General features: G+C 38.1%; 15 protein-coding genes and 1 pseudogene. 12 read left to right on the top strand and 4 right to left on the bottom strand.

Annotation, left to right across the window (positions count from 1 at the left end; all coding sequences use genetic code 11):
* Positions 1 to 14: 14 nt before the first annotated feature.
* Together ETP70_RS10885 and ETP70_RS10880 are read right to left on the bottom strand one after the other, a co-directional pair.
* Entirely contained in the window at positions 15 to 767 is a 753-nt protein-coding gene (locus ETP70_RS10885) for a TonB-dependent receptor (RefSeq protein ID WP_188109989.1), read from the bottom strand.
* A 112-nt stretch (positions 768 to 879) separates the two neighbouring features.
* Positions 880 to 2,427, bottom strand: coding sequence for a SagB family peptide dehydrogenase (locus ETP70_RS10880; protein WP_151901203.1), 1,548 nt, complete (start codon positions 2,425 to 2,427; stop codon positions 880 to 882).
* A 137-nt stretch (positions 2,428 to 2,564) separates the two neighbouring features.
* On the opposite strand from ETP70_RS10880, the gene ETP70_RS12880 reads away from it, so the two are divergent.
* Positions 2,565 to 2,636 (top strand): hypothetical protein, encoded by a 72-nt coding sequence (locus tag ETP70_RS12880; protein ID WP_347400472.1) that lies wholly within the window; start codon positions 2,565 to 2,567, stop codon positions 2,634 to 2,636.
* On the opposite strand, the gene ETP70_RS10870 is transcribed toward ETP70_RS12880, so the two are convergent.
* Entirely contained in the window at positions 2,623 to 3,531 is a 909-nt protein-coding gene (locus ETP70_RS10870) for an AEC family transporter (RefSeq protein WP_151901201.1), read from the bottom strand. The two genes, ETP70_RS12880 and ETP70_RS10870, sit on opposite strands and share 14 nt — an antisense overlap.
* A 55-nt stretch (positions 3,532 to 3,586) precedes the next feature.
* On the opposite strand from ETP70_RS10870, the gene ETP70_RS10865 reads away from it, so the two are divergent.
* From ETP70_RS10865 to ETP70_RS10830, 8 genes are all read left to right on the top strand, one after another.
* On the top strand, positions 3,587 to 4,957 hold the full coding sequence (locus ETP70_RS10865; RefSeq protein ID WP_151901200.1) for a mannose-1-phosphate guanylyltransferase/mannose-6-phosphate isomerase: 1,371 nt from the start codon (positions 3,587 to 3,589) through the stop codon (positions 4,955 to 4,957).
* Positions 4,958 to 5,749, top strand: a complete 792-nt coding sequence (locus tag ETP70_RS10860) for an ABC transporter permease (protein ID WP_151901199.1) — start codon at positions 4,958 to 4,960, stop codon at positions 5,747 to 5,749.
* Positions 5,746 to 6,972, top strand: coding sequence for an ABC transporter ATP-binding protein (locus ETP70_RS10855; RefSeq protein ID WP_151901198.1), 1,227 nt, complete (start codon positions 5,746 to 5,748; stop codon positions 6,970 to 6,972). Before ETP70_RS10860 ends, ETP70_RS10855 begins: the two co-directional genes overlap by 4 nt.
* The gene (locus tag ETP70_RS10850) at positions 6,969 to 7,982 is read left to right on the top strand and encodes an FkbM family methyltransferase (RefSeq protein ID WP_151901197.1); all 1,014 of its coding nucleotides are present in this window, start codon (positions 6,969 to 6,971) and stop codon (positions 7,980 to 7,982) included. Before ETP70_RS10855 ends, ETP70_RS10850 begins: the two co-directional genes overlap by 4 nt.
* On the top strand, positions 7,967 to 10,453 hold the full coding sequence (locus tag ETP70_RS10845) for a glycosyltransferase family 4 protein (protein ID WP_151901196.1): 2,487 nt from the start codon (positions 7,967 to 7,969) through the stop codon (positions 10,451 to 10,453). Before ETP70_RS10850 ends, ETP70_RS10845 begins: the two co-directional genes overlap by 16 nt.
* 200 nt (positions 10,454 to 10,653) lie before the next feature.
* Positions 10,654 to 14,220 (top strand): beta strand repeat-containing protein, encoded by a 3,567-nt coding sequence (locus ETP70_RS10840; RefSeq protein WP_151901195.1) that lies wholly within the window; start codon positions 10,654 to 10,656, stop codon positions 14,218 to 14,220.
* Positions 14,221 to 14,359: 139 nt separating this feature from the next.
* On the top strand, positions 14,360 to 14,611 hold the full coding sequence (locus tag ETP70_RS10835) for a hypothetical protein (protein ID WP_151901194.1): 252 nt from the start codon (positions 14,360 to 14,362) through the stop codon (positions 14,609 to 14,611).
* Between the two features lie 219 nt (positions 14,612 to 14,830).
* Positions 14,831 to 15,052: a hypothetical protein gene (locus ETP70_RS10830; RefSeq protein WP_151901193.1), complete on the top strand. Its 222-nt coding sequence runs from the start codon at positions 14,831 to 14,833 to the stop codon at positions 15,050 to 15,052.
* Between the two features lie 666 nt (positions 15,053 to 15,718).
* On the opposite strand, the gene ETP70_RS10825 is transcribed toward ETP70_RS10830, so the two are convergent.
* Positions 15,719 to 15,946: a ribbon-helix-helix protein, CopG family gene (locus ETP70_RS10825; protein WP_151901192.1), complete on the bottom strand. Its 228-nt coding sequence runs from the start codon at positions 15,944 to 15,946 to the stop codon at positions 15,719 to 15,721.
* 155 nt (positions 15,947 to 16,101) lie between these two features.
* Here ETP70_RS10825 and ETP70_RS12835 point away from each other — a divergent pair.
* The 3 genes and pseudogenes from ETP70_RS12835 to ETP70_RS12445 all read left to right on the top strand — a co-directional run.
* Positions 16,102 to 16,377, top strand: a pseudogene (locus ETP70_RS12835) (DUF4214 domain-containing protein); the annotation flags it as partial.
* Positions 16,378 to 16,425: 48 nt separating this feature from the next.
* A complete protein-coding gene (locus ETP70_RS10820; protein ID WP_230973270.1) occupies positions 16,426 to 19,830 on the top strand; it encodes a beta strand repeat-containing protein in 3,405 nt (1,134 codons plus the stop codon).
* Between the two features lie 130 nt (positions 19,831 to 19,960).
* Positions 19,961 to 20,098, top strand: coding sequence for a hypothetical protein (locus tag ETP70_RS12445; RefSeq protein WP_188109988.1), 138 nt, complete (start codon positions 19,961 to 19,963; stop codon positions 20,096 to 20,098).
* Positions 20,099 to 20,103: the final 5 nt, after the last annotated feature.

The raw sequence follows: 20,103 nt of genomic DNA, 5'->3' as shown, positions 1-20,103 counted from the left end.
TGGGCATCAAGTCCTCATCCCTCGGGTGTTTTGTGTGTTCCTATCCCTATAAAACTGTCATTTTTTTTATAATATTTTCCAAATTCCAGTTTATAATCTTTATAGCCGAGAGAGCCGTAAAGATTGTACCCTTTTTTATCACTTTTAAAATCATATGTTTTGTTGTTATAGGTGTTATGATACGTTTTTCTGAGTATATTGTCACTGTTGGCATAAGCAAAATAGCTTATACTGTTTTTTGTGATATCGGTTGTATAGATGTTGGCATCATAGCCTCCTCGCGAATCGCCTATTATCCTTACTTTTGAACCGTTGTCACGCGCCGCATCTTTTGTGTAGAGTTTGACAATGATTGAAGCATTTTCATTTCCGAACTCCATGGAAGAGGTTGCTTTGTAAATTTCTATGTGGTCAATATACTCTATAGACATCTCACCCCAGATTAAAAACCCGCTTCCAAAAGAGCTGGATGTCATATCATGGTCATTGATGTAAATTCTTGAAAAAGTGACAGGTGTACTCTGGGCAGAGGCTGTTGTGAAAAGTGTCAGGTTGTTTGCCCCTCTCTTGAGATAGAGACCCGGTACTGTTTTTAAAACATCCAGAAGGTTATGTGCCTGCATTCTTTCAAGGTCTTCTCTTGTATATATCTCAAGAAATCCCGAGGTGTCTCTTTTTGTTACTTTTGAGAGATCAGACTCTTTTTTGTAGGCATCAAGCAGAGAATGGAGCTCCTGGGAAAAAAGTGCTGTACAAAAACCTATCACAAATAAAAATTTTATTTTCCCGCTCTCCTCATCGTTTTACCGTTTACCATTAAAAAAAGCAATTATAGGGAAGATCCACTTAAAACATATTAAAACAAAATACAGTCGGATTTTAATACGCCGGTTTTGTCTCTATTCTGGAGTCAACATATCCGACACCTACCGTAAAATGGTAGAGACTCTGGTAGAGATTGTTTTTGAGACCCAGCACATTGACATTCATCAGATCATCCAAAAAGCAGCCGATGCCTGTGCCGGAGAGTCCGAGTGATGTGGCTTCAAGATAGAGCTGCTGTCCTATCATGCCGCACTCCCAGTAGAGTTCTTTGTATCTGTGGGCATTAAAGGCAAGCAGTTCTTCGGAGTATCTGCATATCATCCCCAGAGAGAAAGCCCCGTCACTGGCTATATCCTGGTTGCAGCTTATGATTTTGGAAGCTTTGGTAAAATCAGCTGTTTCCAATAGATAGAGGTTTTCAAAGTCTGTTTTTTTCCAAAGAAATGTATCATGAAACTCTTTTTTGAAATGTTCTAAATCTTTTTGGTTTCTTACATGTAAGTAGAGTCCCTGGGCATACTCTTCTACCCGGTGAACAAATATTGCCAGGTGGGCGGCATTGGCTTTGCCGTCAAGTGAGCAGTCTACCGACTTTAGAAGTGTATGAAACTGTTTTTTGGAAATTTTGGATTTTTCTTTATCCATTACATGGACACTTCTTCTGCCCAGTACAACCTCTTTTGACTCACGGCTCGGCTCTCTTGCAACCTTGCATCTGTCTGTCTGTACCTGTGGAATCTGCATCACTGAAGTTGCTTTTTCAACTTCATCTATAATTGTCCACTCATATACTGAAGGATTGAGCTTGTTTGCTGTGCCTTCATATTTTTTTACAAGCGCGTCTGTCAGCGGTGCAACATCCAGGCCTGGGGAAATCTCTTCTTTGGAAACAATCAAAAGCATATCAGGCTTTTCCTCTTCAAAAAATCTGTTTTTTTGGTCAAGCCCGATGATTTTCGCTATTTGCGCATCACTGACACTCTCAACTCTTGTAATCTTCCAGCCAAGCATTTTTGCAGATACTGCAAGTGCCTGCCAGGCATGTCCCGCATCGAGTTGGACATAACGAAAGGCACGCTCTCCGTACTTCCATGCTTCACGCCAGGCAATGCTTGAAAGTGCAACGACAAAACTCTCTTTGGGGAGGGTGTCAAAAAAATCACTCTCAAACTCAGTCAGAATTTCCAAAGAATGGTTTTTTGGCGCATAATGGGCTACGGTGCTTTTTGTATTTTCCGATATCGGAGGCAATACAAGATAGGCCTCTGTGGGATGCAGGTTTCCGCTTGAGGCATTACACCGTACAGCCCAGGAACTGCCGCCGGAACTTTTCCATGCGGCAATGCCCATAGAAAACTGCAAGAGTTGAGACAGGGACTCTAACATCAGTGGTGCAGAGGGTAATTCCTCATCCAAAAGAGAATAGGGCGGCGTGGGATTGTCAAAACTCAATGCAAGTGCTATGCTCTTTGTCCCCTGATACATACGAAAAGGATCAGGCTGTGTCGCCCAGTCCATATAGCCTAAAGATTTTGCATATCTTTTTTGGGAGTGTTTGGTTGTTTCATGGTAGTGAAACAGTGTCTGGAGTTCTTTATTCATGCCCGGAGTGTAATATTTTTTGCTTAAAAGTTTCCAGCGTTTTAAAAATTAATTTTTTAAAGTAGCTTTTTTTAATGCAATCAATGAAGAGATGAAACTAATTGGCTGTTTTGCATTCGAGTATACGTGAGTTTTTAATGTCTGAGGCAATGCACGGTCTTTATATCAGCACATCAAGGACCTTGGCACTCATCGTTAAAGATATTTGAGTATGGAAACACCAAAAAAGACAACCCCCAAAAATAAAACAGAAGAGAAAAACACCAAAGCCGTCACAAGTTTGGGTTGACAATCATAGAGTGAAGCCAGGTTGACATTGGCAACGGCGAGCGGCATCAGCAGTTCTATAAATATAATGCCTTTTATCATCGGTGCCAAATCGATATTGTATAAAATGACAAAAGCGACAAGCGGCAGCAGGACAAATTTGAGTGACATAACCCAGCCAATGAGTTTTTTGTTGATTGAGCGTATTTTAATGTCATACATGTAGATGCCAAACAAAAACAGCTGCATGGTCATAGAAGCATAGGCACCCATCATCAGCATATTCATAACGGCATCTGAGGGTGTATAATGATTGACACTGAGTACAATGGCAATGATTGCTGCCCAGAGAATAGGGAGTTTGAAGATGTTTTTCAGGGATGTTTTGGCATCAAAATTCCCGCGCGAATAAAAATAAACCCCTACAGTATAGACAACAAAAACATTCACAAGGTTGACAACCGTTGTGTAGGGAATGGAAGCTTCCCCGAAAACAGCTATGTTTAAAGGGATGCCGAGATTGCCTGTGTTGCCTATGACGGAAGCAACCATGGCAATGGAGTACTCTTTTTTGTCTGCAAACAGTTTTGCGGCAAAAAGAGCAGACAACACAAGCACAAGCACAACAATGACAAGATAGACAGCAGGGGCATAGAGCAGGGTAATATCTACAGGATGCAGCAAAAGCCCCCAAAAAGTCAAAAAAACCTGGAGAAAATAGACATTTAACAGTGTAATGGTTCTTTCGTCTATCTGTTCTTTAAAGCTGCGTTTGGCGATGTATCCCATCACGATAAAAACATAAATACTGAGAATGGAAAAAATTATGGAACTCATCCTGCAATTATACACTTTTTGGCTAAGTTTAAATTTTTTTGTGTAAAATGCTGTTATGATAAATATAATTTTATGTGGCGGAAACGGTACAAGACTCTGGCCCATCAGTCGCACCCTGATGCCAAAACAGTTTGTAAAACTCTTTGATGACAAATCTCTCTTTCAACTGACACTGCAAAGAAACAAGACTACATGTAAAGAACAGTTTATTGTCTCAAACAGTGAACAGTATTTTTTGGCACTCGATCAGCTTGAAGAGCTGGACTGCATACAAAACAGATTTTTACTTGAACCTCTAGGCAGAAATACCGCACCGGCAATCGCACTGGCCTGTTTTGCGCTGGATGCACAGGAAGTAGTTCTTGTCTCTCCCTCTGATCATCTCATCAAAGATGAAAAAAGCTATCAAGAGGTACTTATGCAGGCAAAAGAGCTGGCACTTCAAGATACCCTGGTGACTTTTGGTATCCGACCGACATTTGCAGAAACAGGCTTTGGCTATATAGAAGCAAACGGTGAAAATGTTAAAGCATTTCATGAAAAACCGGATCTGCAAACAGCACAAAGTTATGTCAAAGCAGGAAACTTTTACTGGAACAGCGGTATGTTTTGTTTCAAGGCAGGTGTCTATCTTGAGGAGTTGCAAAAGTATGCCCCCGAGATTTATGCCGCCGCAAAAAAGGCTTTTGAGAATGCAAAAAATTCTGATTTTATACGTATTTCACAGGCAGATATGGAAGCAATCCCGCAAGAGAGCATAGACTATGCCGTGATGGAAAAAAGCGACAGGGTAAAGGTAGTTGCAGCAGACATAGGCTGGTCAGACCTTGGCAGTTTTGATGCCCTCTCTGAAGAGTTTGAAAAAGACAGCAACGGCAACAGTAAAAATGACAATCTCATTGCTATTAACTCAAAAGACAATTTCGTCTATGCCAATGAACGCCTGGTGGCACTTGCCGACATAGACAACCTTATAGTGGTTGATACACCCGATGCCCTGCTCATTACAAAAAAAGGCAATTCGCAAAAAATAAAAACCATAGTAAAAGAGCTCAAAGGAAGAGAAAGCAACCTGCATCACATTCATCTCACGGCACACCGCCCGTGGGGAACCTATACTGTTTTGGAAGAAGACAAAAAGTATAAAACAAAACGCATCATCGTCAAACCGGGCAAACGCTTGAGTCTGCAAAAACATTTTCACCGCAGTGAACACTGGATAGTAGTCGAAGGTATGGCACTTGTCACCATAGGAGACAAAGAGGTTTTACTCAAACCAAACGAATCCACCTACATTCCTATGGGAGAATTGCACCGCCTGGAAAACCCGGGAAAAGTAGATGTGATTCTTATCGAGGTACAGGTCGGAGAATATCTCGGAGAAGATGACATTGTCAGAGTTGAAGATGACTACAAAAGGATTTAGGTGTCACATATAAAAAATTTATGGAAATACAGACATTATATACTTACCTCGATAAAATCAGAATTCGTTACAAAATTTATTAGAAGCAAACTGGGCGGTTTATGGATTGTTTTAAATCCTTTGGCCCAGGTTGCGATTTATGCTTTGGTGCTTTCTGCGGTACTTGCGGCAAAACTGCCGGGTATAGACAGTAAATATGCCTATGCCATATATCTTATGGCAGGTATTTTAGGATGGAACCTTTTTTTTGAAATTATTACAAGAATGACAAATGTTTTTGTTGAAAATGCAAATTTACTTAAAAAAATGGCTTTTCCAAAAATGACTTTGCCCTTGATTATTATCGGAAGTGCCATCATAAACAATATTTTACTGTTTTTTTCGATTCTGCTTGTTTTTGGTTTACTTGGGCATACTATTTCTACAGCAGTTATTTGGATTATACCGCTCACATTGATAACAGTTTTTCTTGGCGCTTCTATGGGCTTGTTTTTGGGTATAGTAAATGTTTTTATTCGCGATACCCAACAGATAGTACCGATTATTTTACAGTTTTGGTTTTGGTTGACACCTATTGTCTACTCTTGGAGTATCATTCCTCAAAAATATCTTTATTTGGTAATGCTTAATCCTCTAAGTGGTATTATACAAGGCTATCAAAATATTTTAGTCTATAACAAACAACCTGAACTTTCAGTTTTGTTCTATCCATTGGTTTTAGGTACTTTTATTGCCATGCTTTCATTGTATATGTATGCACGGGCAAATGAAGAAATGGCGGATGTGTTATGAATGATGTTATTTTAGAAGTTCATAATGTAACGAAAGTATATAAAATGTATGCAAGTCCCTGGCAGCAAATTGCAAGATGGTTTGGCTACACCCCAAACAGTATGCATCTCTCTACCATTTTGCAAGATATCTCTTTTTCTGCCAAGAGAGGAGAAACCATAGGTATCGTCGGCCATAACGGCGCAGGCAAAAGCACACTGCTCAAAATCATAGCAGGGACATTGAAATTAACCTCAGGAAGAATTGTCAAGCAAGGCTCGGTTGTTGCTATACTTGAACTTGGTATGGGTTTTCACCCGGATTTGACAGGACGCCAAAATGTTTACCATACGGCAGGACTGATGGGATTTTCAAAAAAAGAGATTGACAATGTGATGGATGATATAGAAGCATTTGCCGAAATAGGCGAAGCTTTTGACGAGCCGGTACGTATTTACAGCAGTGGTATGCAGGTACGTGTTGCGTTTGCTATAGCCACAGCATATCGTCCGGATATTTTAATCGTAGATGAAGCGCTCTCTGTAGGTGATGCCTATTTTCAGCATAAAAGTTTTGCAAAAATCAAAACTTTTCAAGAAGAAGGTACGACAATGCTCCTTGTTTCTCACGATAAAAATGCCATAGTTTCCATCTGTGACAGAGCCATACTTTTTGAAAAAGGCAAAATTGTTCAGGACGGCGATGCAGAATCGGTCATGGATCTATACAATGCTCTTATTGCAAAACAGGAAGATACAAAACTCAAACAGGTACTTTTAAAAAATGGAAAAAAGCAGACTGTCTCAGGAAACGGACTTGCACATGTGGCTTCCATAGAGCTGTTTGATGCCCAAAACAACCCTACCGATACCGTTGCAGTAGGTGATCAGGTTACTTTGAAAATCAAAGTAGATGTACATAAAGATTTGCCTTCCCTTGTTTTGGGGTACTCTATAAAGGACCGGCTTGGTCAGGTAGTATTTGGTACAAACACCTGGCATACCAAACAGGTGATATATGATCCAAAACAAGGAACTCATTTTGAGTTTGACATAAGTTTTGAGGTTATTTTCGGAGTAGGCAACTACTCAGTACAGGTGGCTCTTGTAGAAAATGATACTCATCTGCAAAATAATTACGAATGGATAGATTTAGCACTGATATTTGAAGTAATCAATGTCAGGCAACAGTTTTTTGTAGGTATGGTGTGGAGTCAACCAAAAATAAGGATAAAAAATATATGAGCTTTGTAAGTTACAGTCAAAACCTCGAAGATGTAATGCTTCACAGAGCATTACAAAATGTAAAAGAGGGCTTTTACATTGATGTCGGCGCCAATGATCCATTGCATGACTCTGTCACGAAAGCGTTTTATGATGCAGGCTGGCAGGGTATCAATGTAGAACCGGAAAAAAAATTCTTCCAACGATTACAGGAAAAAAGAGTACGCGATATCAATCTTAATTATGCAGTTAGTGCCAAGATGGATGAAATTACATTTTTTGTCAGTGATGTCAGAGGACGTTCAACAACAAATCCCGACATTGCGCATGCAAAAAATGACAATACTTTTTCGCAAAAACCTGTAACCGTTAAAACTGTCACAATTGACGATTTAGTACAACAGTATGCACCTAAAACAATCCATTTTTTAAAAATAGATGTAGAAGGTGCTGAAGAAGATGTATTGCAAAGTGTTTCTTTTGAAAAAGTACGCCCATGGATACTGCTTGTGGAAGCAACATTGCCGGGAACCAATGAAGATATATCGTCGAAATGGGAACATCTCATCATACAGCACAACTATACACAGGTCTATTTTGATGGCATAAACAAATACTATCTTGCGAATGAAAAAAAAGAACTTGCAAAACATTTTTCTTCTCCGCCGAATATTTTAGATGACTATATTCAGTATGAACATAAAAGAGCATTGCAAAGAGCTGAATATTTCTCTTTAAAACTGCAAAATGAAAGAGAAGCATGGGAAAAAACACATAACAATCTTTTACAGGAGATTAATGAGCTTAAAATACGTGAAGCAGAACTCTTAAACAGTAAATCATGGAAGATTACAAAACCTTTGCGAACTTTCTTTTCTTATTTTAAAAAAACATCTCCTGCTTTAATACAGCAGACAACACAGACACAAAAAGAAGAGAAGAAAACACAAAATGTGTATCCGAAAAACTTTGAACAGCTTAATGCAGACGCACAAAACATATACAAGGAATTATCTTGCGAATCGTCATAGATGTACAGGGCATACAGAGTGCCAGTAAACACCGTGGTATTGGAAGATACTCTCATTTGTTTGTGACAAATATCCTTCAGCTTTTTCAAGAAGAAAAAGAAGCAGATATATGGCTCGTATGTAATGAAAACCTGCTTACATATGAGGAAAATTTTATAGAAGAGTTTACACACTATATTGATAAAAGCCGTATTGTAAAATTTAAGACGCCTGTTGCTACAAATGAGAGTAACCCTGAGAATTTACACAGAACGACGAGAGCAAAAATTATACGTGAATATTTTTTAGCCTCCCTCTCCCCCGACCTTGTACTTGTGACAAGTCTTTTTGAAGGTTACCATGATGATGCAGTCGTTTCTATAAACGAATATGTAGGGCATATACCCACTGCAGTGATTTTATATGACCTGATACCTTTGGTGCATCAAGAAACATACTTGAAAACAGCCGTGCAAAAAGATTTTTATGAGAGAAAAATTGCCTCTTTGAAAAAAGCAGATTTGTATTTAAGCATATCAGAGCATTCAAAACAAGAAGCTGAAAAAATGCTGCATATTCAGGTAGATAAAATTGTGACAATACATACAGCAATAGACAGTACTTTTAAGCCTGTAGAAATGCTTGAGGAAGAAGAAGAAAATTTTTTCACACATTACGGACTGCAAAAAGATTTTATTTTTTATGCACCGGGCGGTTTTGATGCAAGAAAAAACTTTAAACATCTTATAGAAGCATATGCAGCTCTGCCTCAAGAGTTACGAACTAAGCACCAGCTTGTCATTGCAAGTAAATTGACCAAAGAAGCAAAAGCAAACCTGTCGGCACTTGCAAAAGAAAATACATTAAGTGCTACAGAGTTTAGACTTTTAGGTTATGTCAGTGATGCTGACTTAAAAACACTTTACACTCTGTGCAAAGTTTTTGTATTTCCCTCTTACCATGAAGGTTTTGGACTGCCCATACTTGAAGCTATCTCCTGCGGTGCTGCCGTTATATGCTCAAACACCACAGGCATACCTGAAGTTATAAACAACAAAGAGGCACTGTTTGATCCTTCTGATGTTGAGGCTATAAAAAACAAACTGCAAGAGGCATTGACATCACAGGCATTTTTACTTGATTTAAAAAGATCAGCCGTTTACCAGGCAAAAAGATTTTCTCCAAAAACAGTTGCCCAAAAAGCAAAAGAGGCACTGCTTGCGTTGGCAAAAAAAACACAGACAACAAATGCGTTACATGTAAACAGCGAAAATTTACTTCAAAGACTGCAAAAGTTTACGTTACAATGCACACAACAAGAACGACTGCAACTTGCATATGCAATGTCTCTCAACCAAAGAGTACATGCCAAACCCCAACTACTCGTAGATATCTCAAAACTGGCAAAGGTGGATGCCAAGTCTGGTATACAAAGAGTAGTGCGCAGTATTCTTGCCACTTGGATGAACATGTCACAAAACTGTTTTGAGATACAGCCCATTTATTTTGACAAAAATTGTTACAGATATGCAAACAGCTTTAAAACAAAGTATTTTGACATAATGTCAAAGAGTTCTGATACCCCGATAATTGTCAATACTCAGGATGTCTATATATCACTTGACCTTAATGCGGACATTATTGATGAAACAAATATCTGGCATGAGTATTTTAAAAAAATCGGTATGCAACTGCACTTTATAGTCTATGACATTCTTCCTGTGACAAATCCTCAGTGGTGGCCGAAGGGAACTTCGGATGTTTTTGCCAACTGGCTACAGACCATAAGTAAAACCGCTACTTCTTTGATAACCATCTCTCAGACTGTAGAAAAGGAACTGAAAAATTGGCTCATGGAGCATACCGCACAGCCCTATCCAAAAACAGCCTGGTTTCATCTGGGAGCAGATATAGACAAGAGTCTGCCAAGCAAAGGTCTGCCTGACAATGCCAAAGAGACATTGCAAAAGCTTGCAAAGTACCCGTCTTTTTTAATGGTAGGAACCATAGAACCAAGAAAAGGACACATGCAAACCATCAAAGCCTTTGAAATACTTTGGAAAGCAGGAGAAAAGCTCAATCTTGTGATAGTAGGTAAAAAAGGCTGGCTCGTAGAAGAACTTTATACATATATGATGGCACATCCCCAAAAAGAAAAACATCTTTTTATCTTAGAATCTATAAGTGATGAGTATCTCGATGAGGTATATAAAACAGCAATAGCAGTACTTATGCCAAGTGAGGCAGAGGGCTTTGGGCTTCCGCTTATAGAAGCTGCACAGAAAAATAAACCAGTTATAGCAAGAGATATCCCCGTGTTTAAAGAAATAGCCGGCAACAACATCAGCTATTTTCCCAATACCAAAGAACCTGCAGATATTGCAAAAACACTGCAAGACTGGATCAAGTACAAGCAACAAATGTTAAATAAAAATAATATTAAATTTTTAACATGGAAACAAAGTGCACAAAAATTATTAGAATTGCTATAAGAAGACTTGATTATAAATAAAAATATGCTATAATCATTGCAAGTATTTTTAAAATACTATCGATAGTTAGGGTAGTTTTATATCTTCTATAAGATAATGGATTTACCTTTTAAGTGGTGCACCTATTTTGAAAGGTTGTCTTCTAGTAGATAGATTTTAAAATTACAAAAAATTTAAAAAGATTCCTGAGGAGGAAATACATGGCATTAGATCCCATAGAAACTGCGAGAGTAGAAATAGCGAAAATTTATATAGCGGCTTTTGGTAGAGTCCCTGACGCAGGCGGGCTTGACAACTGGTATAACCAATATGCTGCTGGTTTGATGACATATGATGAAATCGCTCAAGATTTCACAAATCAACCTGAATATCAGGCAACGTATCCGGCTATTATGACAAACAGTGAGTATATTACAGCTATATACAACAATGTATTTGGAAGAGCTCCAGATGCAGGTGGACTGCAAAACTGGGTAAACCAGCTTGATGCAGGCGTACTTGACAGAGGTAACATTATGTACTCAATGTTACAAAGTGCAGCAGAACCGGGCAATGATGACGGTGTTCGTTTAGAAAATATGGCTACTTTTGGTATTCAGACTATTTTAGACAAAGTACCTACAGATGTTGCTACTGCAGAGTTGGCAAACATTACGGCTGACCCTGCAACTGTTACGGCTGCTGAAGCTGCAGTTGCTACTGCAGTAAACCCTGGTGAAACGGTTGCTTTAACAACAGGTGTAGATACACTTACAGGAACTGAAAAGAATGACACATTTAATGCCATCTTAGACGGTACAAACTCAACACTGACAGCACTTGACACTATAGACGGTGCAGGCGGAACAGATACTTTAAATATAAATGAAGTAATAGCTGCACCTTTACCAACTGTAACAGTTTCAAATGTAGAAACTATTAACCTCCGTTCAGCAGGTGCTGCAACGATTAATACTTCAACAGGTTTTACTGGTCTTGAAACATTGAATGTAACACAAGGTACTGCTACAACTATTGATGCAGCTACAACAACAGATGTTAATGTTTCTGGGATTACAGGAGCTATTGATGTTGATGGTGGTAAGACTGTAGTTGTGAATGATGCGACTGCTGCGCAGACTATTACTATTGGTGCAATTACTGTTCCTGCAGGAACTATTACTATCACCGATACAGATAATACTGGAGCAAATACTATTGATGTTGATGGTGGTACAGATGTTACTATTACAACTACAGCTGACAAGGCAACTAGTGCTGCTATTAATGTAGGTCAAGGTGGTGCTGCGACAGATTTACCAACTGGTGCTGTTGTTGTTACTCAAAACACAACTTCAGATGGTACAGCTGCAACTGCTGGTAATGTTACTGTAACTGGTGGTTCAACAATCGACATTACTGCAAATATGACAAATACAGCAACCACAGGAAAGGGTGCTGATATTACTGCTGGTATATATACTGCTATTGCAGGTGATGCTACAACAGAAGTAACTATTACTCAAAATGCAACTGCTACTGATCTTGCAGCTGTAACTACTGGTAATGTAACAGAAACTGCCGCTATTACATTTGGTGCACTTGCTGCAGGTGAAGCTGCATTAGTGGGTGTTACTGGTGGAGCTACATGTGGTACAGATTTAACTTTTATAGCAACAAAGGCTCTAACAGGTGCTGAAGTTGCTGCTGCATTTGCTGAGCTAACTGCTACTGATACACAAGCCGCTGGTGGTATAACTGCTAACGGTTACTTTACAGGTACTTTGGATGCAGGTTGGACATCAAGCGCTGTATCAGGCTCAACAGTAACATTTACTTCAACAACGGCAGATACTGATGTTCCCAATTTAGAAGTTTATACTGATGCAGATGGTGCTGGTGCTGCTGATAATGGTGCTGCTGATGATGCAACATTTGCTGCGGTAACAACAGCTGGTGCTGCTGGTACAACAGTTGTTGCTCAAAATATTTCAACTGATTACGGAGTAGTAGTAGTTGATGATAACGCAACTGCTTCTATCACGACTATTACATTAGATGGATATGATACTGCGACACTTGGACTTGGTGCTGGTGGTAGCTTAGATGCTTTAACTACACTAAACTTATCTAATAGTACAGGTGCAAATGCCTTAACAAGTACTTCTACAACTTTAACAGCAAATTTAGATGGTATTACTGGAGCAACTAATCTTGGTGGTAACGTAGCAACTTTGACAGTTAATACTTCTGGTACAGCGACTTCAACAGCATTAACAGCTGGTGGATTAAAATACTTAACTGTAAATGCTGGTGCTAACTTAACTGTAACCCCTACATCTATTGCTGCATTAGAGACACTTACTGTAACAGGTGCTGGAAATGTAGCGATGGGTGATATATCTGCTGCAACAACGACAATTACTGCAGGAAGTGCTACAGGTGCAATCTCGGCAACAGTTGATGGTACTAAAGCTACTGTAACAACTGGTTCTGGTAATGATAGCATTACAGTTGACACTGCTACTCAAACTAAAGATATTGACTTAGGTGACGGGGATGATACATTAACATACTCTACTGCCACAATGGGTGTTCCAACTGGTACTACTGATGGTGGAGCAGGTACTGATACAATTGCGATGACCTCTTCTTCGGCTCAATCATTAGACGCAAACACTAACTTTGCATCAGCAATTACTAGTTTTGAAAGATTGACTATTGTTGATAGAATTGATGTTACAGGTGGTGTAACTATTGATACTAAAAACCTTGGTTTTGCTGATTATGTATCTTTAGCTGGTGGTACGGATGATAGCACTGATGACTCAGGTGGTGCAGATGATGGTGATACTTTGACATTAAGTAATATGGCTGCAAATGCAACTGTTGTATTAAGTAATACGCAAACCGTTTCAACTGGTGATGCAAATGATACAGTAGCTGTCGTTGCTACTTTAGAAGATGCTACTGGTTCATCAGATGTTTTCAATGTTATTGTAGATGTTGAAGATGCTACAACAAATGTTGGTACATTAACTGTTAATGATGTTGAAACTATCAATATAACTGCAAAAGGTCTATTTGCTGATACTGATAACAATGGTATTGATGATACTCCTGATGTCGGTACACTTGATTTAAATGCAGATAGTGTAACTACACTAAATATTGATGGTTCTGCTGATTTAACATTAAGTGGAGGAATGGGTAATTTAACAACTATAAATGCTTCCGCAATGACTGGTGCATTAACAGTTAGTTTCTCACTTGCAAGCATGACAGTTACTGGTGGAGCTGGTGATGATGTTATTGGTATTGCAGCGACTGCTGATAGTGCAACTGTAAACGGAGGTGCTGGTGCAGATACATTTAATGTTGATGCTGGTGCTGACTTAGTTGTATTGACTGGCGGAGCTGGTGCAGATACATTTAGCTTTGCTGGTGGAAGTACAAACAAAAGTAACTACGCAGTAATTCAAGGTGTAGATAGTGGTGACACTATTAGTATAGGTGTAGCTGATGCCTTTTCAGCTACTCAAATTACTTTGGCACAAGGTGCAACTGAATCAACGCAGGCATATCTTGATCAAGCAGTGACTAATTTAGCTCTTAATGAGATGGGTTGGTTCCAATATAATGGAAATACTTTTATTGTAGCCGATCTTGGTTCGGACAGTAGTAACTCATTTGTTGATGGTACAGATGCAGTTGTTATGATTACAGGTCTTGTTGACCTTGGTACTGATGCATCATTCAATACTGCTGGTACATTAGAAATAGCATAATTTTTCTAACGACCACACATTAAAACTTCCTCCTCCCCTCTTGGGGATGAGAAGTTTTTTTCAAACTAACCTTTCTCCCACAGAATAAGCATTATGTTACTCCAATCATTTTTTATCTTTTTTATTGTATAATAATCTTATGACATTACAGGAACGGAAAGATAAAGTTGATATTATTGCTAAACTAATTGATTCTCTTTATAAAAAATTGATTATATTATTAGCAATTGATGGAGCGTTTGGTACATATGCGCTAAAATATATAGCAGATTCAAATATGGTTGGATATGTATTTGCTGTTATTTTTATATTTGTATCAATAGCAATTTTTGTAACTTATATAAAAATGAATTTATCAACTAAAAAACTTGAAAGGATATCTGATGAATGAAATAGGAATCTTAATAATACCACTAGGTTTTATATTTGCTGCTATTATAGGTTTTTTAGCTGTTAAAAAGCATTGGAAAATTGCAGACTGGGTTTAATAAAAAAAAGGTGCCAGGCACCATTTTGCCATTTTGTGCATTTTCTTAAACTAACCTTTCTACAAGAATAAGCATTATGTTACTCCAATCATTTTTTATCCTTTTTATTGTATAATTATCTTATGGAAAAAATAAAATTAAAAATTGAAATTTTAAAATATAAGATTACTTTATTTACAACTACATTAGGAGCAGGTATATTTTTATTGATAAATAAAGAAAATATACTTAAATCCATTGATGAAATTATTTTTTATTCTGTATTATGGTTTTTATTGGTATATGGCATTGTTGGTTTTGTTAACAACTTATTTAAATTAAATCAAGAGGAGAAAAAGATATGAATAATTATGAAATATTTATAGGGATTAGCATGTTATTAGGTGTTATATATGTAATATGGTCTAATAAAAAAGGAATTGATCATACATTTATGTAACAGACAAAACAAAACAAAAAGGGTGTCAGGCACCATTTTGCCATTTTGTGCATTTTCTTAAACTAACCTTTCTACAAGAATAAGCATTATGTTACTCCAATCATTTTTTATCTTTTTTATTGTATAATTGTTTATGGCTAAAATAGATAAACCAAAAGAAAAGCTTGGTGAGACATTTATGATGCTTGCAACTTATTATTAGTATTATTTCATTTCAATACTTATATGCAAAAAGATAATTACAGTATTGGTGTTGTTTTATTATCAGTTTATGGTATAGTAAATTTGTATTTAATTGGTTATTTACTTATCAAAAAAGCTAATGAGGAATGAATTATGGAACTAGCAATAGCAGTTATAGGAACTATAGCTTTGGCTGTAGGCTTAAAACTTATATCTAAACCGCATAAACCAAGTCACTAAAAAAAGGTGCAGGCACCATTTTGTTAAACTTCTTTTCTGTGAGCAATTCTAATGAGAGTAATCACGAGTTCGAAAATTAGTTTTTGATTTTGTGTATCAATTTTTGCTAGTTCTTTAAAAGTAGCTCCTGAAACAATAACTTTGAACATTAATTAAGTCCAAGTCTTTGTGCAAGCTCTTCCAGAGAGTAAACTTCAGTTTTTCCAGCTTTAAGCTCATCAGTTCGTGTATCAGAAATCATCTCGTCAAGTGTGTCAAAATAAGTGCTTACAGCTTTCTCAATGATATATGTACGAGAACGCTCAAGTTCTTGAGCATAAGAATCCAAATCTGCTAATAATGTTTCATCCATTCTTATATTTATAGCTTTTTTCATAATGTATCTTTTTGTATCTACATAATACTACAAATATTTATAAAATTCAAGTGAACTCACTGAACAAAAATTTGCATTATAAGATTTATTATGATAAAATTCTTACAAGGCCTAACAAGCGTAAATTAAATATCATTCCATTCGGAGGAAAAACCATGGCACTAGATCCAATAGAGACAGCAAAAGCAGAGATAACAAAAATATATATAGCGGCTTTTCATAGAGTACCAGATGAGGCTGGTTTACAAAACTGGTTGAATCAATACACAGCTGGGCTGATGACATATGACCAGATAGCGGAGAACTTCACAAGCCAGCCTGAGTATTTGGCAAAATATCCGGAAACTATGACAAATGAAGAATATGTAACTGAAATATATAATAATTTATTTGGAAGAGCACCAGATCCTGAAGGCTTAGTAAATTGGACAAATCAACTTAATGCAAATGTCTTCGATAAAGGGACGATAATGTATGCTATGCTTGAGACTGCAGCATCACAACCAAATAATGTTGACAGTATTCGACTTGAAAACATGGCTACTTTTTCACTTAATGTTCTTGCTTCTGGTGTTTCTCCGGTAGAGGCAACAGCACAATTAGATACCATTACAGCTGATCCGACTACAATTACAGCAGCTGAAGATGCTGTAATTACACCAACACAAACAACTCAAACTGTAACAACCACAATAGAAACAGCAGTCCCTACACCGGACACAACACCACCGACAATGGCATCGGCAACCGTCAACAGTGATGGTGATATAGTAATCACGTATAATGAAAATGTAGGAGGCTCTCTAGCAGAAGCGAGTGATTTTGTTGTTACTGTTGATGGGGCTACCGATGCAGTCCTAAATGCAAGTGTAGATCGTTATATCGTAACACTTACCATGGCAACAAAAATTTCAGGTGCTTCCACAGTGAACAGTATTGTTTATACTGCTGCAAATGGTACACCAAACTCCATTCAGGATGTAGCTTCAAATGCAGCAGCTACACAAACTTTAACAACTATTACAAATTACTCATCTTATTTAACTGCAGCAGAAGCCCAAGCAGCTTACGATTTTGACAATGGAGCTACCTACCTTGTCGCCGATACGGCAGCAAATCTTGCCAATCCTGCTGTTATATCTGCAGCAGCACTCGGACAAGCTACAGATATAGGAGTAACAGATACAGGAACAGTTACCGCTGCAGATCTTAATACAATAGATAATGCAACAACAGCTACCATTAGTGCAAATAGCGTGACTGGTGTGACTGGTACTTCAACTGAGGTAATTACGCTTCTTAATTCTATCATTACTCTAAATGGTAGTGAAGCTATTACACTTACAGATGCTGCTAATTCAACAATATTGGCTGCAGATTTATCAGCCATAGATGCTGCTACTGGGGCGGTAACAATTACAAATTCAGTAATTATTGACGGAACTGCAGACGGTGCAAGCACAGCAGACTTCATAGATGTCAGTGGAATTACATTTACATCAGGAAGTGTAACTATTAACGGTAACGATGGGAATGACAGTATTATAGGCGGAAGTGAAGCTGATATCATTGACGGTGGTACAGGGAATGACATCATTCGTGGTGGTGCTGGAGTTGACACTATAACTGGTGGTGCAGATAATGATACTCTTGTTGTACTTGGTGCTATAGCTTCGGGTGACTATACAGCAGCTGATGTAACAACAGGAACAGGTGCTTATGCACTTGGACTTACAGATACAATAGTAGCAGGTGTAGCGACAAGTGATTCTGGAGTTGACGGGACTGGTGAAACGTATGACGGTGGAGCAGGCACAGATAGCATAGAAATTTGGGGTGCAGCGGATTTAACATATGCTACGATTAGCAATATCAATGCAATCAATACACACTCAGACCTGACCATTTCAGCAACACAATTACAAACACTTTTCACTCAAAATAGCAGTGCAACGGATTTAAACTTACTTGACCCTAATTCAACTGTAAATATAATAGGATTGACATCGGCTATGGGAATGTCGTTATTAGATCAGTTTCAAGCAGGTATTGACCCTACTGATCCGGCATTATTAGCAGGTGCACCGACTATAGCTTTTAACATGTACACATATGATCCGAATAACGCTGTTTCTTATACAATCAAGCCTAATGATATGTATGATATTAGTAGTATCACAACAGACACCTTAACAGATGCAGCAGGAGAAAACTCTGTAATGACTGCTGATGGAACAACACTAATAACTGTTAATGCAGATGATGGTGATGATATCGTAATTATAGGGGCAATGAGCTCTACTGTAACAGTTGATGGAGGCACAGGAACTGACATCTTGCTCTTTACAGATTCAAATGGCGCAACAGATAACTTAGATGCTGTCACAAATGTTGAAATAATATCACTTGGAGATGCAACAACTGCAATAACGACTGTTGATACACTTGTAGCAAACGGAGCTTCTTTAATCCTTGATGCTTCTAATCTAACTGCCGGACAAACCTTAACTTTTGACGGCTCTGCCGAACTAGATGGTACTTTCACTATAGAAGGCGGTGCTGATGCAGACACTATAACAGGCGGTGCATTAAATGATACTATAACTGGTGGTGCAGGGAATGACACTTTTAATATAAATGCGGGAACTGATACTATAACAGATTTAAGTGCTTCTGATAATTTAGTTATTGCTTCAGGAGCTACAGCAAATGCAAATGTAAGCGCAAATTGGACAGCTACAACTGCAACTCAAAACCTTGGTGGTGCTGCTGTTAATGCCAACCTAGCTGTGGCTGACACTGTAACAACGGTTGATTTATCTGCTGCAACAGTAACTACTGCATCAACGGATGGATTTAGAATAAGTGCAACAAATGACACAGCTGCTGTTACAATTACAGGTTCTACCGGTGATGATACTATTATTGCCGATAATGCCGATACAACAAATGGTGCTACTATCACAGGTGGTGCAGGTAATGATACTATCACGCTTGGTGCTGGTGTAGATACGGTCAATGTAGATGCAGGTATAGATAGCATCAATGGGATAGCTGGTAATGATGTTTTAACTATTGCTTCAGGAGCTACAGCAAATGCAAATGTAAGCGCAAATTGGACAGCTACAACTGCAACTCAAAACCTTGGTGGTGCTGCTGTTAATGCCAACCTAGCTGTGGCTGACACTGTAACAACGGTTGATTTATCTGCTGCAACAGTAACTACTGCATCAACGGATGGATTTAGAATAAGTGCAACAAATGACACAGCTGCTGTTACAATTACAGGTTCTACCGGTGATGATACTATTATTGCCGATAATGCCGATACAACAAATGGTGCTACTATCACAGGTGGTGCAGGTAATGATACTATCACGCTTGGTGCTGGTGCGGATACGATCCAAATCGCATTTGGTGGTGAAGGTACAGATGTTATAAATAGCTTTACAGTAGCAGAAGATATCATAGACTTTACAGGTACCACTGATGTAGTAAATGTAACTAATTCAGGAACACTGCAAGCGGTTATATCCAATAATGATGGTACTGATGATGCTATTACTGCAAATAGTGGATTAGTAATAATTAATAATGGAGATGCTGGTACAGGTAATGCTACTTCTCTTTCTACTGCGGATGTCGCTACTTATTTAGCAGCTATAGATGTGGATGCTGCGGAAGATCATGTTGATTATGAGAATACTAACTCAGTAATTTATCTAGCTGTTTCAGATGGAACAGATACAGCTATATTTAAAGCTGATGCAAGTGGAAATAGTGATATTGTTATTGATGCAGCTGAGCTTACATTGATAGCTACACTTACAGGTATAGCGGATGCAGGTACATTGACTGCAGCAGACTTCGTTGACTTTGTTTAATAACATTTAACCCTTTCGTAAGCCTGCATCTGCAGACTTACGCACACGTAAAAGTCCTCTAATATTAGGCACTGACTAACTAGAACAGAAATTGCTTAAAAAGATAAAATTCATAAAGAAGGATTTTATCATGGCAGTAAAAGAGAGTGAAAGAAAATACAGACCATATAAACGATTAACACAAGAGCAGATAGAACTTATATATAAACTCTTTGAAGAGAAGATGGAACAAAGTGATGTGTCAACCCTATTTCATACTTATCCATAAAGATT

This window comes from Sulfurimonas hydrogeniphila, from assembly GCF_009068765.1.
Classification (GTDB): Bacteria; Campylobacterota; Campylobacteria; order Campylobacterales; family Sulfurimonadaceae; genus Sulfurimonas; species Sulfurimonas hydrogeniphila.
This window is presented reverse-complemented; position numbering and strand designations above follow the sequence as displayed.